17 protein-coding genes are annotated in these 18,351 nt (G+C 67.9%); 12 read left to right on the top strand and 5 right to left on the bottom strand.

The window, feature by feature from the left end; all coding sequences use genetic code 11:
- Positions 1-67: 67 nt before the first annotated feature.
- The 3 genes from EX88_RS0108925 to EX88_RS0108915 form a co-directional block, all read right to left on the bottom strand.
- Positions 68-1,270: an acetyl-CoA C-acyltransferase gene (locus EX88_RS0108925; protein ID WP_031371657.1), complete on the bottom strand. Its 1,203-nt coding sequence runs from the start codon at positions 1,268-1,270 to the stop codon at positions 68-70.
- 173 nt (positions 1,271-1,443) lie between these two features.
- Positions 1,444-3,819, bottom strand: a complete 2,376-nt coding sequence (locus EX88_RS0108920; RefSeq protein WP_031371656.1) for a 3-hydroxyacyl-CoA dehydrogenase/enoyl-CoA hydratase family protein — start codon at positions 3,817-3,819, stop codon at positions 1,444-1,446.
- A gap of 153 nt (positions 3,820-3,972) precedes the next feature.
- Complete coding sequence (locus EX88_RS0108915) at positions 3,973-4,593, bottom strand: TetR/AcrR family transcriptional regulator (RefSeq protein WP_031371655.1); 621 nt, start codon at positions 4,591-4,593, stop codon at positions 3,973-3,975.
- A gap of 251 nt (positions 4,594-4,844) precedes the next feature.
- Between EX88_RS0108915 and ndk the strand changes: the two genes are divergently transcribed.
- From ndk to aroQ, 11 genes are all read left to right on the top strand, one after another.
- Positions 4,845-5,270: a nucleoside-diphosphate kinase gene (gene ndk, locus EX88_RS0108910; protein ID WP_031371654.1), complete on the top strand. Its 426-nt coding sequence runs from the start codon at positions 4,845-4,847 to the stop codon at positions 5,268-5,270.
- 135 nt (positions 5,271-5,405) lie between these two features.
- The gene (gene rlmN / locus EX88_RS0108905) at positions 5,406-6,611 is read left to right on the top strand and encodes a 23S rRNA (adenine(2503)-C(2))-methyltransferase RlmN (protein ID WP_051884819.1); all 1,206 of its coding nucleotides are present in this window, start codon (positions 5,406-5,408) and stop codon (positions 6,609-6,611) included.
- Positions 6,598-7,479 carry a type IV pilus biogenesis/stability protein PilW gene (gene pilW / locus EX88_RS0108900; protein ID WP_161786092.1) on the top strand — a complete coding sequence of 294 codons (882 nt, stop codon included), beginning with the start codon at positions 6,598-6,600 and terminating at the stop codon, positions 7,477-7,479. The genes rlmN and pilW overlap by 14 nt, the downstream gene beginning before the upstream one ends.
- 2 nt (positions 7,480-7,481) lie before the next feature.
- On the top strand, positions 7,482-8,312 hold the full coding sequence (locus EX88_RS0108895; RefSeq protein WP_031371651.1) for a RodZ domain-containing protein: 831 nt from the start codon (positions 7,482-7,484) through the stop codon (positions 8,310-8,312).
- Positions 8,313-8,423: 111 nt separating this feature from the next.
- Positions 8,424-9,053, top strand: coding sequence for a YfgM family protein (locus EX88_RS0108890; RefSeq protein WP_031371650.1), 630 nt, complete (start codon positions 8,424-8,426; stop codon positions 9,051-9,053).
- Entirely contained in the window at positions 9,053-10,288 is a 1,236-nt protein-coding gene (gene bamB / locus EX88_RS0108885) for an outer membrane protein assembly factor BamB (protein WP_081930775.1), read from the top strand. Before EX88_RS0108890 ends, bamB begins: the two co-directional genes overlap by 1 nt.
- 354 nt (positions 10,289-10,642) lie before the next feature.
- A complete protein-coding gene (der, locus tag EX88_RS0108880; RefSeq protein WP_031371648.1) occupies positions 10,643-12,043 on the top strand; it encodes a ribosome biogenesis GTPase Der in 1,401 nt (466 codons plus the stop codon).
- A 43-nt stretch (positions 12,044-12,086) separates the two neighbouring features.
- A complete protein-coding gene (gene mobA, locus EX88_RS0108875; RefSeq protein ID WP_031371647.1) occupies positions 12,087-12,683 on the top strand; it encodes a molybdenum cofactor guanylyltransferase in 597 nt (198 codons plus the stop codon).
- Positions 12,684-12,710: 27 nt separating this feature from the next.
- Positions 12,711-13,922, top strand: coding sequence for a molybdopterin molybdotransferase MoeA (locus EX88_RS0108870; protein WP_031371646.1), 1,212 nt, complete (start codon positions 12,711-12,713; stop codon positions 13,920-13,922).
- Positions 13,923-14,000: 78 nt separating this feature from the next.
- Positions 14,001-15,137, top strand: coding sequence for a molybdopterin-synthase adenylyltransferase MoeB (gene moeB, locus EX88_RS0108865; RefSeq protein ID WP_031371645.1), 1,137 nt, complete (start codon positions 14,001-14,003; stop codon positions 15,135-15,137).
- A complete protein-coding gene (aroQ, locus tag EX88_RS0108860) occupies positions 15,127-15,681 on the top strand; it encodes a gamma subclass chorismate mutase AroQ (protein WP_051884787.1) in 555 nt (184 codons plus the stop codon). Before moeB ends, aroQ begins: the two co-directional genes overlap by 11 nt.
- Before the next feature lie 3 nt (positions 15,682-15,684).
- Here aroQ and EX88_RS0108855 read toward each other — a convergent pair whose 3' ends face one another.
- Together EX88_RS0108855 and EX88_RS0108850 are read right to left on the bottom strand one after the other, a co-directional pair.
- Positions 15,685-16,053: a RidA family protein gene (locus EX88_RS0108855; RefSeq protein ID WP_031371643.1), complete on the bottom strand. Its 369-nt coding sequence runs from the start codon at positions 16,051-16,053 to the stop codon at positions 15,685-15,687.
- A gap of 10 nt (positions 16,054-16,063) precedes the next feature.
- Complete coding sequence (locus EX88_RS0108850) at positions 16,064-16,861, bottom strand: alpha/beta hydrolase (protein ID WP_031371642.1); 798 nt, start codon at positions 16,859-16,861, stop codon at positions 16,064-16,066.
- Between the two features lie 257 nt (positions 16,862-17,118).
- Between EX88_RS0108850 and EX88_RS0108845 the strand changes: the two genes are divergently transcribed.
- Positions 17,119-18,147, top strand: coding sequence for a DUF2272 domain-containing protein (locus tag EX88_RS0108845; protein WP_051884786.1), 1,029 nt, complete (start codon positions 17,119-17,121; stop codon positions 18,145-18,147).
- Positions 18,148-18,351: the final 204 nt, after the last annotated feature.

Here is an 18,351-nt window from a genome sequence, read left to right as displayed (position 1 = left end):
AAAACGAAAAACCCCGGATCGCTCCGGGGTTCTTCTTGCCTAGGACCCGCGTGCGGGCCGCAGCCGCTTACAGCGCTTCGAACACGCCGGCCGCGCCCATGCCGGTGCCGATGCACATCGTCACCAGGCCGTACTTCTGCTTACGGCGCTGCAGGCCATGCACGATGGTCGCGGTGCGCACCGCACCGGTCGCGCCGAGCGGGTGGCCGAGCGCGATCGCGCCGCCGAGCGGGTTGACCTTGGACGGGTCGAGATCGCTGTCGCGGATCACCGCCAACGCCTGCGCGGCGAAGGCTTCGTTGAGTTCGATCCAGTCGATCTGGTCCTTGGTCAGGCCGGCCTGCTTGAGCGCCTTCGGAATCGCGGCGATCGGGCCGATGCCCATCACTTCCGGACGCACGCCGGCGACCGAGAAGCTGACGAAGCGGGCGAGCGGAGTCAGGCCATAGTCCTTGACTGCCTGCCCGGAGGCGAGCAACACCGCGGCGGCGCCGTCGCTCATCTGCGAGCTGGTGCCGGCCGTGACGCTGCCGCCGAACTGGCCGTTGCGGAACACCGGCTTGAGCTTGGCCAACGCCTCCAGCGACGCGTCCGGACGCGGGCCCTCGTCGAGTTCGATCAGGCTCTTGCGCAGTTTGATGGTATTGCCCGACAGGTCGGGCACGTGCGAGACGACTTCGAGCGGGCTGATCTCGTTCTTGAACTCGCCGGCCTGGATCGCGGCGATGGCCTTCTGGTGCGAGGCCAGCGCGAACGCGTCCTGGTCTTCGCGCGAGATCTTCCACTCCTCGGCGACCTTCTCGGCGGTGATGCCCATGCCGTAGGCGATGGCGACGTGGTCGTCGTTGAACACCGAGGGGCTCAGGGCGACCTTGTTGCCCATCATCGGCACCATCGACATCGACTCGGTGCCGCCGGCCAGCATCAGGTCGGCGTTGCCCAGGCGGATTTCGTTGGCCGCCAGCGCCACGGCCTGCAGGCCGGACGAGCAGAAGCGGTTGATGGTCTGCGCGGCGATGGTGTTCGGCAGGCCGGCCAGCAGCACGCCGATGCGCGCCACGTTCATGCCTTGCTCGCCCTCGGGCATGGCGCAGCCGATGATCGCATCGTCGATGCGGTTGACGTCGATGCCCGGCGCCTGCGCGACCACGGACCGGAGCACGTGGGCGAGCATGTCGTCGGGACGGGTATTGCGGAACACGCCGCGCGGGGCCTTGCCGACCGGAGTACGGGTGGCGGCGACGATGTAGGCTTCCTGGATCTGTTTCATGGCTTTCTCCGAAAGCCGGGAATCGGGAATCGAAAATCGGGAATCGTCGAGGCAAAGGCCCGGCGGCATTCCGATTCGATTCTTGCTCCCGGTTTTTTCAATATGGGGACAGGAGAGGGGAGGCGGGAGAAGAAGCCGAGCTTCTTCGATTCCCGATTCCCCATTCCCGATTCTCAGTTCCGCAGCGGCTTGCCGGTCTTGAGCATGTGCGCGATGCGCTCTTGCGTCTTCGGCATCTGCGCCAGGGCGACGAAATGCTCGCGTTCGAGCTTGAGCAGCCATTCCTCGTCGACCAGGGCGCCGCGGTCGACTTCGCCGCCGCAGATCACCGTGGCGATGCGGCTGGCGATTTCGTAGTCGTGCGGCGAGATGAAGCGGCCTTCGAGCATGTTGACCAGCAGCATCTTGAAGGTGGCGATGCCGACGTCGCCGGCGACCTGGATGCGGCGGCCGGGCAGGGGCGGGCGGTAGCCGCTTTCGGCCAGCGCGCGCGCCTGCGCCTTGGCCACGTGCAGCAGCTCGAAGGCGTTGAAGACGACGCGGTCGCCTTCGCGGGCGAGCTTGAGTTCGCGCGCTTCGAAGGCCGAGGCCGAGACCTTGCCCATCGCCACGCTCTCGAACGCGGTCTTGAGTTCGGCGAACACATCGCCGCCCGGACCGGCCGCGTCGGAAGCGCGCACCGCGAACTCCTTCAGGCCGCCGCCGGCCGGCAGCAGGCCGACGCCGGCCTCGACCAGGCCGATGTAGCTTTCCAGCGCGAACACCGTACGCGCGGAATGCATCTGGAACTCGCAACCGCCGCCGAGCGCGAGACCGCGCACCGCCGCGACCACCGGCACCAGCGAGTACTTGATGCGCTGGCTGGTGGCCTGGAAGTTGGCGACCATCGCCTCGAAGCCCTTGAGGTCGCCGGCCTGCAGCAAGCCCAGCGCGCCGGACAGGTCGGCGCCGGCCGAGAACGGCTCCTTCGGCTGCCAGATCACCACGCCCTTGAACTTCTTCTCGGCGATGGCGATGGCTTCCTGGATGCCGTTGAGCACGTGGTCGTTGACCGTGTGCATCTTGGTCTTGAAGCTGATCACGGCGATGTCGTCGCCGTCGTCGGCCCACAGGCGGATGCCGTCGTTCTCGAACACGGTCTGGCCCTGCGAGAAACGCTCGCCGAGCAGCGCGTCGGGGAAGCGCTGGCGCGCGTACACCGGGTTGGACGAGCGCGGCACCTGGGCGTTGCGGCCCGGGCTGTAGCTGCCGTCCTTGCCGTGCACGCCGTCGCGGCCGTCGAACACCCAGTTCGGCAGCGGCGCGCTGGCCATGGCCTTGCCTTTGATGATGTCCTCGGCGATCCAGTCGGCGACCTGCTTCCAGCCGGCGGCCTGCCAGGTCTCGAACGGGCCGAGCGACCAGCCGTAGCCCCAGCGCATGGCGAAATCGACGTCGCGCGCGGTGTCGGCGATGGTTTCCAGGTGGAAGGCGCTGTAGTGGAAGCTGTCGCGGAACACCGCCCACAGGAACTGCGCCTGCGGATGCTCGCTGGAGCGCAGCGCGGCGAACTTCTTGGCCGGGTCCTTTTCCTTGAGCAGGGCGGCGATGTCGGCATCGAGCTCGCCGGCCGAGGCGCGGTAATCCTGCGCCTTCAGGTCGAGCACCAGGATGTCCTTGCCGCGCTTGGTGTAGACGCCGGCGCCGGTCTTCTGGCCGAGCGCACCCTTGCCGATCAGCGCCGACAGCCACTTCGGCGCCTGGAAGTACGAGTGCCACGGGTCGTCGGGCAGGGTGTCGGCCATGGTCTTGATGACGTGGGCCATCGTGTCCAGGCCGACCACGTCGGCGGTGCGGAAGGTCGCCGACTTCGGCCGGCCGATGGCCGGGCCGGTCAGCGCGTCGACGGTGTCGAAGCCCAAGCCGAACTGCTCGGTGTGGTGCATGGCGGCCAGCATCGAGAACACGCCGATGCGGTTGCCGATGAAGTTCGGGGTGTCCTTGGCGATCACCACGCCCTTGCCGAGGGTGGTGGTCAGGAAGGTTTCCAGACCTTCCAGCACCGCCGCGTCGGTGGTCTTGGCCGGGATCAGCTCGGCCAGGTGCATGTAGCGCGGCGGGTTGAAGAAATGCACGCCGAGGAAGCGGTGGCGCAATTGCTCTGGCAGCACTTCGGCGAGCTTGTTGATGCCCAGGCCGGAGGTGTTGGAGGCCAGCACGGCGTGATCGGGCACGTAGTCGGCGATCTTCTTGTACAGGTCCTGCTTCCAGTCCATGCGTTCGGCGATGGCCTCGATGACCAGGTCGCAACCGCGCAGCTGTTCCAGGCCGGTGTCGTAGTTGGCGGCGGTCAGGCGCTCGGCCAGGGCCTTGCTGGCCAGCGGCGCCGGGCTCAGCTTGGCCAGGTTGGCGATGGCCTTGTTGACGATACCGTTGGGGTCGCCTTCCTTCGCGGCCAGGTCGAACAACACCGTGTCGACACCGGCATTGGTGAGGTGCGCGGCGATCTGGGCGCCCATGACGCCGGCCCCGAGGACCGCGGCACGGCGGACAAGCAATTGCTTAGACATCGTCTACAACTCCTTGAAGAAAAACGAGAATCTTGGATGTGAGCGAGGGAGAGGGCGGGGGTCCAGAGGGAAATCCTGGGGAATCCAGGAACGACCGGCGGCGCGGGCCGTCCGGCGATGCCGGTCCCCGCCGGGACCGGCATCTGGCGCCGCTCAGCTCTTGAAGCCGGCGGCGGCGAAACGGATCAGTTCGCGGGCGGCACGTTCACGGTGCGCTGCTTCGGTGACACCGGCGGGTCGCTTGATCAGGCCGAAATCGGCCATGGCATAGGTCAGCGAACCGGCCAGGAAGTCGAGGCGCCAGTACAGCTCTTCCTTGCTCAGGTTCGGCACCGCGCCGGCGATGGCCTTGGCGAATTCGCGCAGGACATGGCCGTAGTGGTCGGACAGGAACTTGCGCAGGCTGTCGTTCTTCTCGGCGTAGGCGCGGGCGATCACCCGCACGAAGGCGCCGCCGCCGTTGCGGTCCTGGGCCAGCGCCAGCGCGGGCTCGACGAAGGCGGCCAGGATCGGTTCGAGCTCGCCGGGGTGCTGTTCGACCGCGGTCTTGAGCGCGCCCATGCGTTGCTCGGTCATCTCGTCCATGCGCCGGCGGAATACCTCGTTGACGAGGTTTTCCTTGCTGCCGAAGTGGTAATTGACCGCGGCGATATTCACGTCGGCGCGGCTGGTGACCTGGCGCAACGAGGTGCCGGTGAAGCCGAACTGGGCGAACAGCTCTTCGGCGGCGCCGAGGATGCGGTCCTTGGTCGAAAAATGGGCGGTCGTGGTCATGGGGCGCGGGCTACTCCTGGACGACCGTTGCGACGGCCTGAATCAAACGCTTGTTTGATGCTAGTCCGGGTCCCCGGAATCGTCAATCTCGGCGCCGCCGAGACCCGTCGGCTGGCCGGCGGGAGGATGTAAACCAAGTGATTATTCCGTTAGAATTACCGCAGCCATATCGGCTAAACCCGCGTCCCGTCGCGGGTTTTCTGTTATTCTCGGGCCGACCGTAAAGCGGCCCGCCTACCCGGAGACTTTCCATGGCGCTGGAGCGCACCCTGTCCATCATCAAGCCCGACGCCGTTGCCAAGAACGTGGTCGGCGAGATCTACACCCGTTTCGAGAAGGCCGGCCTGAAGGTCGTCGCCGCCAAGATGAAGCACCTCTCGAAGCAGGAAGCCGAAGGTTTCTACGCCGTGCATCGCGAGCGTCCGTTCTTCGCCGCCCTGGTCGAATTCATGATCAGCGGTCCGGTGATGATCCAGGCGCTGCAGGGCGACAATGCCGTGCTCAAGAACCGCGAGCTGATGGGCGCCACCAATCCGAAGGACGCAGCGCCGGGCACGATCCGCGCCGACTTCGCCGACAGCATCGACGCCAACGCCGTGCACGGTTCGGACAGCCTGGAGAACGCCGCGATCGAAATCGCGTACTTCTTCCCGGCCACCGACGTCTACGCGCGCTAAGCGAAACCTTAGAGCACGACAGTGAACGACATTCGCGACAACGCCAACGATCTTCCTCTTGCCGGCACCGCGCAGGCGACGGAAACCGCGGCCGCGCGCGCGGATGTCGGCGGCACCCCGGGCGCGATCCCGAGCGTGCTGATCGGTAACGCGGCGGCGCCGGCTTCGGCCGGCACCGCCGTTCCCGACAACGGCAAGACCAACCTGTTCGATTTCGACCGCGTGCAACTCGAGGATTTCTTCGAGCAGACGCTGGGCGAAAAGCGCTACCGCGCGCACCAGGTGATGAAGTGGATCCACCACCGCTACGTCACCGACTTCAACGACATGACCGACCTGGGCAAGGCCCTGCGCGGCAAGCTCGAGGCGCATGCGCAAGTGCGCGCGCCGATGGTCATCTTCGACAAGCCCTCCACCGACGGCACCCACAAGTGGCTGCTCGGCATGGACGCGAAGAACGCCATCGAGGCGGTCTACATCCCCGACAAGGGCCGCGGCACGCTGTGCGTGTCCTCGCAGGTCGGCTGCGCGCTGAACTGCCAGTTCTGCTCCACCGCGACCCAGGGCTTCAACCGCAACCTGTCGACCGCCGAGATCATCGGCCAGGTCTGGGTGGCGGCGCGTCACCTCGGCAACGTCCCGCACCAGCAGCGCAAGCTCACCAACGTGGTGATGATGGGCATGGGCGAGCCGCTGATGAATTTCGACAACGTCGTGCGCGCCATGAGCATCATGCGCGACGACCTCGGCTACGGCCTGGCCAACAAGCGGGTGACGCTGTCGACCGCCGGCATGGTGCCGATGATCGACAAGCTCGGCGAAGTCAGCGACGTCTCGCTGGCGGTGTCGCTGCATGCGCCCAACGACGAGCTGCGCACCGAGCTGGTGCCGCTCAACAAGAAATACCCGATCGAGCAACTGATGGACGCCTGCGTGCGCTACGCGCTGCGCAAGCGCGGCACCTCGGTGACCTTCGAGTACACCCTGATGAAGGGCGTCAACGATCAGCCGACGCATGCGCGCCAGTTGGTCCGCCTGCTGCGCCAGTTCGACAACGCGGTGCAGATGAAGGACGCCGCCAAGGTCAACCTGATTCCGTTCAACCCGTTCCCGGGCACCCGCTTCGAACGCCCGGACGAGACCGCGATCCGCGCCTTTCAGAAACTGCTCAACGACGCCGGCATGATCGCGCCGGTGCGCCGCACCCGCGGCGACGACATCGACGCGGCTTGCGGCCAGCTCAAGGGCCAGGTCATGGACCGGACCCGGCGCCAGGCCGAGTTCCGCAAACAACTGCAAGCCCAAGGCCTCGACCAGGATGTCGGCGATGCTGCTGCCTGAGTTTCCGCGCTCCACCGCATCGAACCGTCGTCCCGCTGCGCTGCGCGTCCGCGCCGTACGCACCATCGCCCTGCTGACCGTCGTCGTCCTGGCGGCCAGCGCTTGCAACCGGCTCAGCTTCATCCGTCCGAACATGGAGCGCAAAGGCTTCAAGCAGACGGCGGTGGAATACGACATCGGCGACAAGCGCGGCGGCCGTTCGGGCGGCGAAGCCAGCGCGCTGGGCCGCGTCCAGTCCGCGCAGAGCCATCTGATGGCCGGCGACCGCGACAAGGCCCGCTCCGAGATCAAGCAGGCCCTGCAGTTCGATTCGAAATCGGCCGAGGCCTACAGCCTGCTGGCGGTGATGGCCGAGCAGGACGGCAACAACGCCCAGGCCGGCGCCCATTACCGTAAGGCCGCCGAGCTGGCGCCCGACCGCGGCGCCGCGCTCAACAACTACGGGGTCTGGCTGTGCGCGAACAACCGCGCCAGCGAGGGCCTGACCTGGTTCGACAAAGCCCTAGCGGATCCGCGCTACGGGACTCCGGCGGTGGTGCTGGCCAACAGCGGCGCCTGCGCCGACACGCTGGGGCAGGGCGATCGCGCCGATCGCGACCTGCGTCTGGCGATCTCGCTCGATCCGACCAATGCCATGGCGCTCGGCGCGATGGCCAAGCGGCAGTTGCGTTTGGGCAATGCCTTCGAGGCGAGGGCCTTTTCTGAACGCCGGCTGGCCGTTGAGCCAATCACAGCTGAAGCGCTGATGATTGCGTCACAGATCGAACAAAAACTCGGCGACACGGCTGCCGCCGCAAGATACGTTCAGCGAATGAGGGCGGAGTTCCCTGACGCGCAGGGCTCCGGAACGGGGGATGGCGGTAGGTGAAGATGCAGTCGAACGAATTCGCGCCTGAAGGCGGCGGAAGCTGTGGCGCGCGTCTGAAACAGGCCCGCGAGGCAGCGGGGCTGTCCATCGAAGACGTCGCGGCACGGCTGAAAATGCCGTCGCGGGTTGTGCTGTCGCTGGAAAACGACGACACCGGCAGCGCCGGTGCGCCGGTCTTCGTGCGCGGCCAATTGCGCAGCTACGCGCGCCTGGTCGGCATCGACCTGGAAGATCAGCTCAGCGGCACGCCGCTCGCATCGACCGCACCGTCGGAACTCATCAGCCATACCCACACGCCGCGCTATCGCCGCGTGTTCGAACAGACCACCCGCCGCGCCATCTACATCGTGATGACCGCGGCGATCGCGGTGCCGGTGATCCTGGCGACGCGGCCGCACCTGAGCAACAGTGGCAACGTGCAATCGCTGGAAATGCCCGCCAATCTGGCCGGCGCCGAGCATGCTGTGGCGCAGGTCGCCGCGCGATCGGCCACGGCCGCGGCCACGCCGCCGCAGCGCACGCCCCTGGTCGCCTCGATGGCGCCGGCGTTGTCGCATATCCAGGCCAGCAAGACCCTGACCCTGAATTTCACCGGCGAAAGCTGGATGCAAGTACGCGGAACCGGCGGCCAGGTGCTCGACGAGGGCACCGTCCAGGCCGGCCAGACGCGCAGCTACAACCTCGGCGAAGTCGGCTACGTCAAGCTCGGCAACGCCTCCGGCGTGGAAGTCCGCAAGACCGGCGAGTCGGTCGATCTGGCGCCGTTCAGCCGCGGAAGCGTGGCCCGCTTTACGCTATCCTCTGACGGTTCCCTCGCGCCAGCGTCTAATTGATCCGCGCTGCGGGTTCGCGACCATCACCGGCCCGCGTTGCGGGCCGGTCCTCATTGACTTCGGCTTCGCCCTCGCGGGCGAGGACCTAGCACGGCGGCCTACGGCGTACTCATGGCGATAGACGATCTGCTCGACGAACACGAACAAAGCGAACGGGTACTGGCCTGGTTGCGCGCCAACGGTGCCGGCCTGATCGGCGGCATCGCCCTCGGTCTGGCCGCGATCGGCGGCTGGAAGTGGTGGGGCAACCACCAGCTCGAAACCCACGGCAAGGCCGCCACCGAGTTCCAGGCCGCGGTCGATGCGGTCCAGGCGAAGGACAAGGCCGCCGCGGCCAAGGTCAAGGCGCTGCCCCCGGGCATGTACCAGACCCTGGCCTCGCTCGATCTGGCCAAGTCGCAGGTCGACGCCGACCAGCGCGACGCCGCGATCGCCACCCTGCGTGGGATCAAGACCGAGGACGCGGCCATCGCCGAGATCGTCAAGCAGCGCCTGGCGCGCTTGCTGATCGACGCCAAGCAGCCGGCCGAAGCGATCAAGTTGCTCGACAAGTCGATCTCGCCGATGGCGATCGAAGTGCGCGGCGACGCTCAGCTCGCGCTCGGCAAGGCCGATCTCGCCCGGGCCGATTACGGCACCGCGCTCGCCAAGCTCGACGAGGCCTCGCCGCGTCGTCGCCTGCTCGAACTCAAGCTCACCGAAGCCGGCGGCACGCCGGCCAAGCCCGAGGCCAAGTCTTGATGAAGTCCGCTGAAAACAGGTTCTCCGGCCGCCCCGCCGTCCGCAACACCGCCGCGATCGTGCTGTGCGCGTTCGCGCTCAGCGGTTGCACGACCATCAAGGGTTGGTTCGGCGGCGGCAAGAAGGACGACGGCAAGCCCAACGAGCCGACCGAGCTCACCGACATCACCCCGAGCGTCAAGGTCGACAAGATCTGGTCGGCCAACGCCGGCAAGGGCGAGGAGCGCATCGGCATTCGCCAGGGCCCGGCTGTGGCCGACGGCCGCGTCTATGCCGCGGCAGTCAAAGGCGGCGTGCATGCCTACGACCTGCAGACCGGCAAGCAGGTCTGGCACTTCCAGCCCATGCGCACCGACAAGGACAAGAAGGACAAAGACATTCGTCTGTCCGGCGGTCCGGGCGCGGGCGATGGCCTGGTCGTGGTCGGCGGGCTGGACGGCGAAGTGATCGCGCTCGACGCGGCCACCGGCGCGCAGAAGTGGACCGCCAAGGTCTCCAACGAAGTCATCGCCGCGCCGACCATCGGCCTGGGCATGGTGTTCGTGCGTTCCAACGACGGCCGCGTCACCGCTTTCGACGCCGCCAGCGGCGAGCGCCGCTGGTTCTGGGTGCATGAAGTGCCGATGCTGACGGTGCGCGGCAACGGTTCGCCGACCCTCGGCCCGGGCTTCGTCTTCGTCGGCAACGACGACGGCACCGTCAGCGCCCTGTCGGCGACCGACGGCCGCCCGACCTGGGACCTGCCGGTCGCGCAGCCGGAAGGCCGCAGCGAACTCGACCGCATGGCCGACGTCGACGGCACGCCGATCCTGGAAGGCACCACCCTGTACGCCAGCAGCTTCAAGAAGCAGACCATCGCCATCGACGCCCCGAGCGGCCGGCCGATGTGGGTCAGCGAACACGGCAGCGTGGGCCGTCTCGGCGTCGCCAGCGACCGCCTGGTCGTCAGCGACCCGACCGGCCTGGTGTTCGGCCTCGACAAGTCGGGCGGCAGCGCGCTGTGGCAGCAGCCCGGCCTGGCGCGTCGCAGCCTGACCGGCGCGGCGGTGCAGGGCGATTACGCGGTGGTCGGCGATTTCGACGGCTACGTGCACTGGCTTAAGCTCGACAACGGCGAGTTCGCCGCGCGTGCGCGCGTCGGCGGCAAGCTGCTGCGCGCCGCTCCGGTGGTCGCCGACGGCGTGCTGATCGTGCAGAACGTCGAAGGCGAGCTGACCGCGTTCAAGCTGCAATAAGACCGGGAATAGGGAGTCGGGAACAGGGAATCGGTGGTTCCGCGCGGTTTGCCGCTGCCGTGCCTCCGGCTAGATTCCCGGCCCTCGTTTCTTGAGTTATCGCGGCCCGGGTGGCGATCAGCCGTCCCGGGCCGTTTGTTTGAACGGTGCCCGAATTCAGGCCTCAGATGCCTGCGTGCGACGTCCTCGCGGCATCGGTTGGCGGCCGTGCGAAAGCGTCTTCGCGCCCGCTCTGGCACTATGGCGCCTGTTTCGGCAGCCTCGCGCCGATGGGTTTCCAGGCCGGCGCTGCACCAGGCGGCTGCGTTGCCTGCGATTCCCGAATCCCCATTCTCCATTCCCGGCTTCAAACACATGCTTCCCTTAGTCGCCCTCGTTGGCCGCCCCAACGTCGGAAAATCCACCCTCTTCAATGCGCTCACGCGCAGCCGCGACGCGCTCGTCCACGACGAGCCCGGCGTCACCCGCGATCGTCACTACGGTGTGTGCCGGCCCGAGGGCCAGCGCCCGTTCGCGGTCGTGGACACCGGCGGCATCGCCGGCGAAGACGAGGGCCTGGCCGGCGCGACCGCGCGCCAGGCGCGCGCCGCCGCCGAGGAAGCCGATCTGGTGCTGTTCCTGGTCGACGGCCGCGAAGGCGCCTCGGCGCTCGACGACGAAATCCTGGCCTGGCTGCGCAAGACCGCGCGCCCGACCTTGCTGGTGGTCAACAAGACCGACGGCCTCGACGCGCGCGCCGCGGTCAACGACTTCGCCCGCTACGGCATCCGCGATGCGGTCGCCGTGTCCTCGGCGCACCGCCAGGGCATCGACGAGTTGCTCGCCGAAGTGTTCGCGCGCTTGCCGGAAGAGGGCACCACCAGCGAACTCGACAACGACCCCTCGCGCGTGCGCGTGGCCTTCATCGGCCGCCCGAACGTCGGCAAGTCGACCCTGGTCAATCGCCTGCTCGGCGAAGAACGCATGATCGCCTCGGAAGTGCCGGGCACCACGCGCGACTCGGTCGCCGTCGACATGGAGCGCGACGGCCGTCTGTATCGCCTGGTCGACACTGCCGGCGTGCGCCGCAAGTCCAAGGTCGAGGAAGCGGTCGAGAAGTTCTCGATCATCAAGACCCTGCAGGCGATCGAGAACTGCCAGGTCGCGGTGGTCATGCTCGACGCCGGCGAAGGCGTCACCGACCAGGACGCCAGCGTGCTGGGTTATGCGCTCGACTCCGGCCGCGCCCTCGTGGTCGCGGTCAACAAGTGGGACGGGCAAACCGAATACCAGCGTCAGCAGACCGAAAACCTGCTGATGCGCAAGCTGGCGTTCGTGGAATGGGCCGAGAAGGTGCGGATCAGCGCCAAGCACGGTTCCGGCCTGCGCGAGTTGTTCAGCGCGATCCATCGCGCGCACGCCTCGGCGACCACCGAAATCGGCACCAGCGAAGTCACCAAGGCCATGGAAGTGGCCTACGAAACCAACCCGCCGCCGGTGGTGCGCGGGCACGTGGCCAAGCTGCGCTTCGCCCATCCGGCCGGCCTCAATCCGCCGACCTTCGTCGTCCACGGCACGCGCCTGCGCACGCTCGGCGATACCTACAAGCGCTATCTGGAAAACTTCTTCCGCAAGCGCTTCAAGCTGGTCGGCACGCCGATCCGCTTCGTCTTCAAGGACAGCAGCAATCCTTACGAAGGCAAGAAGAACGTGCTGACCGAACGCCAGGTGGCGAAGAAGAAGCGCCTGATCCGCCACGTCAAGCGCGGCAAGTAAGTCCACAGCCGGCGAGAGCGCCCAGGACACGCGAGGAGAGGCCATGCAGTGCATACGCGCCGACCTCAGCCTGGGCATCCTCGCCGGCGGCCGCGCCTCGCGCCTGGGCGGCCTCGACAAAGCCTGGCTACGCCGCGACGGCGAAGCGCAGGTGCTGCGCCTGGCGCGTGTGTATCGAGAGCAGGTCGTGCAGGTGTGGGTCAGCGCCAATCGCGACCTCGCGCGCTACCGGCGCCATGGCCTGCGGGCGGTGAGTGATTCCACGCCCGACCTCGGGCCGCTCGGTGGCCTCGCGGCCCTGGCTGCGGCCTGTACCACGCCCTGGTTGTTCACTCTGCCGGTCGATGCGGTCGCGCCCGACGGTCGAGTGTTGTCGGCGCTGATCGACGCGCAGGACGGGCAGGGCGCCTATGCGGTCGACGACGAAGGCGTGCAGCCCTTGTTCGCCTTGTGGCCTGTAGCGGCCCTGCGCACGGCCTTGGCCCAGGCCTTGGCGCAACGGCGCCTGGCGGTGCGCGAGTTGCAGGCCGGACTCGGCATGGCGGCGCTGCGCCTGGATGGCCTACGCTTCGGCAACCTCAACAGCCCCGAGGATCTGCTTGCCCACGGTTTCGTCGCCGACGACGCGCCGGGCCGCTGATCCGCCACCTCTGCGAGCGATGCCCCCATGAGCGATTTCCCGAGCGGCCTGTTGTTCGACGAGGCGATGGCGATCGTCGCCGAAGTTGCCGCCGCGCACCGGCTCGAAGCCGAAACCGTGGCCTTGTCGCGTTGCCACGGACGCGTGCTCGCCAGCGACGTCGATGCGCCGCTGTCCTTGCCGCCGTTCGACAACAGCGCGATGGACGGCTTCGCCTTTCGCCATGCCGATCTGACCGGCGAGCAGACCGTACTGACCTTGATCGGCGAGCAGTTCGCCGGCCTCGATGGCGGCTGGTCGCTCGCTGCCGGCGAGTGCGTGCGCATCACCACCGGCGCGCCGCTGCCGGCCGGCGCCGACACCGTGGCGATCAAGGAGAACGTCGCCGTCGACGGCGAGCGGGTGAGTGTGCCGCGTACCGCACTCGGCCAGAACGTGCGCTACGCCGGCGAAGACGTGCGCGAAGGCGAACGCGTCCTGCACGCTGGACAGTGGCTGACCCCGGCGCGGGTGTCGCTGGCGGCCTCGCTCGGCCTGTCCTCGTTACGGGTGCGGCGCAAGCCGACCGTGGCGGTGTTCACCAGCGGCGATGAGCTGGTCGAGCCCGGCATGAGCCTGCAGCCGGGGCAGATCTACGACAGCAACCGCGATCTGTTGATGGGGCTGTTGCGCGCCGACGGCCTGGAGCCGACTGCGTGGCCGCGCCTGCCCGACGACCCGAAACAGGTCGAGATCGCCCTGCGCGACGCCGCCTGCGCCTTCGACCTGGTGTTCACCTGCGGCGCGGTGTCGGCCGGCGAAAAAGACCATATCCCGGCGGTGCTGCGCGAGTTCGGCCGCATCCACCTGTGGAAGGTGAAGATGCGCCCGGGCATGCCGCTGCTATTCGGCAGCATGGACCAGGCGCGCATGCTCGGTCTGCCGGGCAACCCGGTCTCGGTGATGGCGACCTACATGACCTTCGGCCGCGCCCTCATCGACGGCCTGCAAGGCCGCAGCGAGGCGCGCCCGCGTTTCCGCGCGCGCCTGGTCGGCTCGATCGACAAGACCCATCCGCGCCGCGAATTCATCCGCGCGCGGTTGTTCAGCGACGACGAGGGCGTGCTGCGGGTCGATCCGAACCCGGCCACCGGTTCGCACCGCTTGCGCGCCGCAGCCGATTCCGATGCCCTGATGGTGGTGGCCGAAGGGCCGCAGGCGCTGGCTGAGGGGGCGGTGATGGAGGTCCTGCCGTACTGACGGCCGGCGCAACACAGCATCGCCGCAGGCGCGACCGATCCACCTGCGCATGAGCATCCGAAAGCGGATAATCCGCGCATGAGCATCGAACAGATTTCCCCGGCGCAGGCGCGTCGGCGGCAACAGGCCGGCGCGGTCCTGATCGACGTGCGCGAGGCCCACGAACGTGCCGGCGGTCAGGCCGAACACGCGCGCGGCATCGCCAAGGACGCGCTCGAATCCGACCCCGCCGCGTTCTTGCCCGACCGCGACACCGAGATCCTGCTGATCTGCCAATCCGGCGCGCGTTCGCTGCGCGCCGCGCAAACCTTGGTCGAAGCCGGCTATGCGCGCGTGGCCTCGGTCGAGGGCGGCACTTCGCGATGGATCGCCGAGCGCTTGCCGCTTGCGGTGCTGGAGCAGTCCGACGAAGAACGCGATTTCTACGACCGCTATTCGCGCCATCTGCGCTTGCCCGAAGTCGGCGAGGCCGGGCAGCGTAAGCTGCAGGCCGCGCGCGTGGCGATGGTCGGCGCCGGCGGCCTCGGCTCGCCGGCCGCGTTCTATCTCGCCGCGGCCGGCATCGGCACCTTGGTGCTCGCCGACGACGACGTGGTCGATCGCAGCAACCTGCAGCGGCAGATCCTGCACACCGAGGAGCGCATCGGCGTGTCCAAGGTCGAATCGGCGCGGATCGCGCTGGCGGCCTTGAACCCGCGTGTGCGCGTGGAAACTTTTGCCGAGCGCATCGGCGCCGACAACGTCGAGCGACTGATCGAGGGGGCCGACGTGGTCTTCGACGGCGCCGACAATTTTCCGGTGCGCTATCTGCTCAACGATGCCTGCGTGAAACTGGCCAAGCCTCTGGTCTACGGCGCGATCCATCGCTTCGAAGGGCAGGTCAGCGTGTTCGACGCCGGCCGTCAGCGCGGCGTGCGTCCCTGTTATCGCTGCTTGTTCCCCGAGCCGCCGCCGCCGGAAGCGGCGCCGAACTGCGCCGAGGCCGGCGTGCTCGGTGTGTTGCCGGGCGTGGTGGGGCTGGTCCAGGCGACCGAAGTCATCAAGTTGATCCTCGGGCTGGGCGAATCCCTGGCCGGCCGTCTGCTGCATTTCGACGCCCTGGGCATGCGCTTCCGCGAAACCCGGCTGGCGCCCGACCCGGATTGCCCGGTGTGCGCGGCGGGTCGCGAGTTCCCGGGTTACATCGACTATCAGGCGTTTTGCAGTGCGCATTGAGGTCGCCGCGATCGCCCTGGTCCTGGCGGCGTGTTCGGGCGCGGTCGGCGCGAAGCAGCCGACCCTGCCGGCCTTGACCCGCTTGGCCGAGCTCAGCGCCCAACGCCTGCTGCTCGCCGACACGGTGGCGGCGAGCAAGCGCCAGTCCGGCAAGCCGGTCGAGGACGCCGCACGCGAGAGCGAGCAACTCGAACGCCTGGGCGCGCAAGCCGCCGCGCATGGCCTGACCCAGGCCCAGGCCACGGCGTTCTTCAAGGCGCAGATGGAAGCCAACAAACTGATCCAGTACCGCTTGCTGGCCGAGCCCCGTTTCGTGCGTCGAGCGTCCGCCGCGGTCGACCTGGGACCGGTGCGCGAGCGCCTGGACCGTATCAACGTCGAACTGTTGGATACGCTCGCACCGGCCGTGCGCGAAGCGCAAGGCGAGGGCTGTGTGGTGCACGCCGAGCGTGCGCAACGGCTGGCGGCGCGGCGTCATCGCCTGGATGCCTTGCACCGCACCGCGCTGGTACGGGCCTTCGGCGATCTGTGCCGGATGCCGTAAGGCTCAGTCGGCTGCGATCGCCTCGATCTCGACCAGCCAGCCTTCTTCGTACAGGCCGGTGATGATCACGGTCAGCGCCGGCGAATGTTCGCCGAGCAGCTCGTGACGAATCTCGTAGTTGCGTTGGCGATGGCGGCGATCGGTCAGAAAGGTCGTGACCTTGACCAGATGGCTGTAATCCATGCCGGCGGCCGCCAATTGGCGCGCGACATTGGCCCAGGCCTGGCGGCATTGGCCGTCGAAATCGTCGGCGAGCGCGCCGTCGTCGCTTTGCGGAATCTGGCCGCTGACGAACAGCATCCGCTTGAAGTCGCCGATCTCGTGCGCCTGCGCGTACGAGACCGCGGTCGGGTGAATGGCGCGTCGCTGCATGGCCGCGTCCTCAGTCCATGAACTCGCGCAGCGAGTCGCCGTAGGCCGGGTAGGTGCCGATGTTGTGGTGATCGGCGCCTTCCAGCTGCACCACGTCGACGCCTTGCGGCCGGGTCTGCAGCGAGTGGATCAGGCGTTGGGTGTTCGGCGCCGGGATGACGTCGTCGGCGGTCGCGCGCACCACCAGGACCGGGCCGAAATAGCTGCGCAGATGGGTCACCGAGTCGTAGCGGTCCTTGACCAGCCAACGCGTCGGCAGCCAGCGGTAGTGCGCCTGCGCGGTCTCGCGCAGACTGTCGAACGGCGTCACCAGCGCCAGCCGTTCGACCGGGCGATGGCCGGCCACGTAGCTGGCGACGCCGCTGCCGAGGCTGCGGCCGACGATGGCGACCGGCTGCCCCGGGTGTTCGCGCGCGACCTGGTCGAACACTGCCAGGGCATCGGCGAACAGCGCCGATTCCTCAGGACGGCCGTCGCTGGCGCCGAAACCGCGGTACGAGATGAGGTAAATGGTGCGGTCGGGAAACCACTGCGCCAGGGACTCGCGCATGTTCTCGATGCGTTCGGCGTTGCCGCCGAAATAGATCAGTGCCTTGCCCTGGCCGGAATTGAGCCGCCAACCGCGCAGGACGACGCTGCCGTGCTTGACCGTGTAGTCGGTCATCGCCACGCCCAGACGGGTGTTCTGCGGGAAATACAGCAAATCGCGCTGCTTGAAGTAGAGCCAGCCGCAGACGCTGAGATAACCGGCCGCGGCGACGCCGGCGAGCATGGTGACGGATGGGAGCAGACGCGGATTACGAGCCATCGATGCGGGGCCTTCCAAGGCGGGCAAGGGAGCGCGGGCGTTGGATTGCGCGCGCGCGGTGCGATCCGGGCGACGATAACCCGCGGCGTCGGTTTCTCGCCAGCGCTGCCGCTATCACACGACTTGCACAGACGATCCATAGGCTGGGCAAGGGCGGCCGATTGATCGATCATGCCGCCACCCCACGCGGCGTCGTCGTTCGACGGACCGTACCGTCGTTTCGCCGTGCCGCACGGCACCGCCTTGGAGAAGTGCCGATGTTCCGTTCGCTCGTGTTCGCCTGTCTGTGGCTGTCGGCGGGCGCCGCCGTCGCCGCCGATGCCTGTCCGGCGTTGCGTGGGCAGACCACGGCGCCGGATGCGGCGACCCGCATCGCCGCGGCCGCCTGCACCGAGAACCTGCAGTGGTTTCGCCCCTTCATCGACGTGCAGGGGCGCCTGGCCAGCGCGACCCTCAGCGAAGCCGAGACCAGCCGGCTCGAGGACGGCGCCACCGAGACTTGGCGCCGCACCGTCAGTTACTGGCGCGACACCGGCCTGCTGCAGCGCATGGCCGGTTTCGCCGGCGCCAACCAATGCAGCGATCCCTACGGCGGCAGCTATCCGGCCGTCGCCTGCCGCGCCTTCCTGGTCGACAACCCCTGGTCGGCGGCGTTCGTGTCCTACGTGATGATGAAAGCCGCGGTCCCTGGGTTCCGGCCGTCGGCCAGCCATTACGACTATGTCCGCGATGCCTACCGCACGCCCGACCAGAGCCCGTTCCAATACCTTGACCCGAGCACCGCGCGTCCGGCGGCGGGCGACCTGCTGTGCGCGGTGCGTTCGGGCAGTCGCGTCTACGGTTACGAAGGCCTGGTCGCCGCGCTCGATGGCGCGAGCGGCGCGCTCAACATGCATTGCGACATCGTCGTCGCGGTCAATCCCAACAACGACGGCAAGGCCTATCTGATCGGCGGCAACGTCCAGCAGGGCGCGACGATGCGGATCATGGCGGTCAACCGCAACGGCGAATTCTGGCCCTTGCCGCGTCGCAGCGAGACCCAGGTCGAGTGTTCGCCCGACACGGCTTCGGCCTGCGACATGAACAAGTTGGACTGGGCGGCGCTGCTGAAGCTCAAACCCGAGGCCTCGCTGGCCCAGCTCGCGCCTGCGATTCCCTTGTATGCCCCGCAGATGGCGCCGCCGGCGCCGACCCCGCAGGGCTGTTGCGTGCAGTGCGTGGTGGGCTCGGGCGTGCCGCGTTGCCCGAATCCGAATGCGCCCGGGGTGCGGCCGCAGCAGCAATAAGCGCCAATGCCCCTGTAGAGCGGCGTGAGCCGCGACCGCGGGGCTCCAAGTCGGCACAGTCTATTTCGATGCCACGGCCTTGGCTGTCGCTGTCGCTGTTGCTGTTGCTGTTGCTGTTGCTGTGCGCAGCTTCGCACTAGCGAAGGCGATAGAAGACCCGGAGGGCGGCGCGCAAGGATGCGCGCCGTTTTTCATCGGGACAGG

Source organism: Lysobacter antibioticus (genome assembly GCF_000731095.1).
GTDB lineage: Bacteria > Pseudomonadota > Gammaproteobacteria > Xanthomonadales > Xanthomonadaceae > Lysobacter > Lysobacter antibioticus_B.
Note: the sequence above shows the minus strand (reverse complement) of the source record. Positions and strands in the feature narration are given on the sequence as shown.

Excerpts from the sequence above, each read along its gene's own strand:
- EX88_RS0108925 (WP_031371657.1), bottom strand. The coding sequence starts at position 1,270 with ATGAAACAGATCCAGGAAGCCTACATCGTCGCCGCCACCCGTACTCCG.
- EX88_RS0108920 (WP_031371656.1), bottom strand. The coding sequence starts at position 3,819 with ATGTCTAAGCAATTGCTTGTCCGCCGTGCCGCGGTCCTCGGGGCCGGC.
- EX88_RS0108915 (WP_031371655.1), bottom strand. The coding sequence starts at position 4,593 with ATGACCACGACCGCCCATTTTTCGACCAAGGACCGCATCCTCGGCGCC.
- ndk (WP_031371654.1), top strand. The coding sequence starts at position 4,845 with ATGGCGCTGGAGCGCACCCTGTCCATCATCAAGCCCGACGCCGTTGCC.
- pilW (WP_161786092.1), top strand. The coding sequence starts at position 6,598 with ATGCTGCTGCCTGAGTTTCCGCGCTCCACCGCATCGAACCGTCGTCCC.
- EX88_RS0108895 (WP_031371651.1), top strand. The coding sequence starts at position 7,482 with ATGCAGTCGAACGAATTCGCGCCTGAAGGCGGCGGAAGCTGTGGCGCG.
- EX88_RS0108890 (WP_031371650.1), top strand. The coding sequence starts at position 8,424 with ATGGCGATAGACGATCTGCTCGACGAACACGAACAAAGCGAACGGGTA.
- bamB (WP_081930775.1), top strand. The coding sequence starts at position 9,053 with ATGAAGTCCGCTGAAAACAGGTTCTCCGGCCGCCCCGCCGTCCGCAAC.
- der (WP_031371648.1), top strand. The coding sequence starts at position 10,643 with ATGCTTCCCTTAGTCGCCCTCGTTGGCCGCCCCAACGTCGGAAAATCC.
- mobA (WP_031371647.1), top strand. The coding sequence starts at position 12,087 with ATGCAGTGCATACGCGCCGACCTCAGCCTGGGCATCCTCGCCGGCGGC.
- EX88_RS0108870 (WP_031371646.1), top strand. The coding sequence starts at position 12,711 with ATGAGCGATTTCCCGAGCGGCCTGTTGTTCGACGAGGCGATGGCGATC.
- moeB (WP_031371645.1), top strand. The coding sequence starts at position 14,001 with ATGAGCATCGAACAGATTTCCCCGGCGCAGGCGCGTCGGCGGCAACAG.
- EX88_RS0108855 (WP_031371643.1), bottom strand. The coding sequence starts at position 16,053 with ATGCAGCGACGCGCCATTCACCCGACCGCGGTCTCGTACGCGCAGGCG.
- EX88_RS0108850 (WP_031371642.1), bottom strand. The coding sequence starts at position 16,861 with ATGGCTCGTAATCCGCGTCTGCTCCCATCCGTCACCATGCTCGCCGGC.
- EX88_RS0108845 (WP_051884786.1), top strand. The coding sequence starts at position 17,119 with ATGTTCCGTTCGCTCGTGTTCGCCTGTCTGTGGCTGTCGGCGGGCGCC.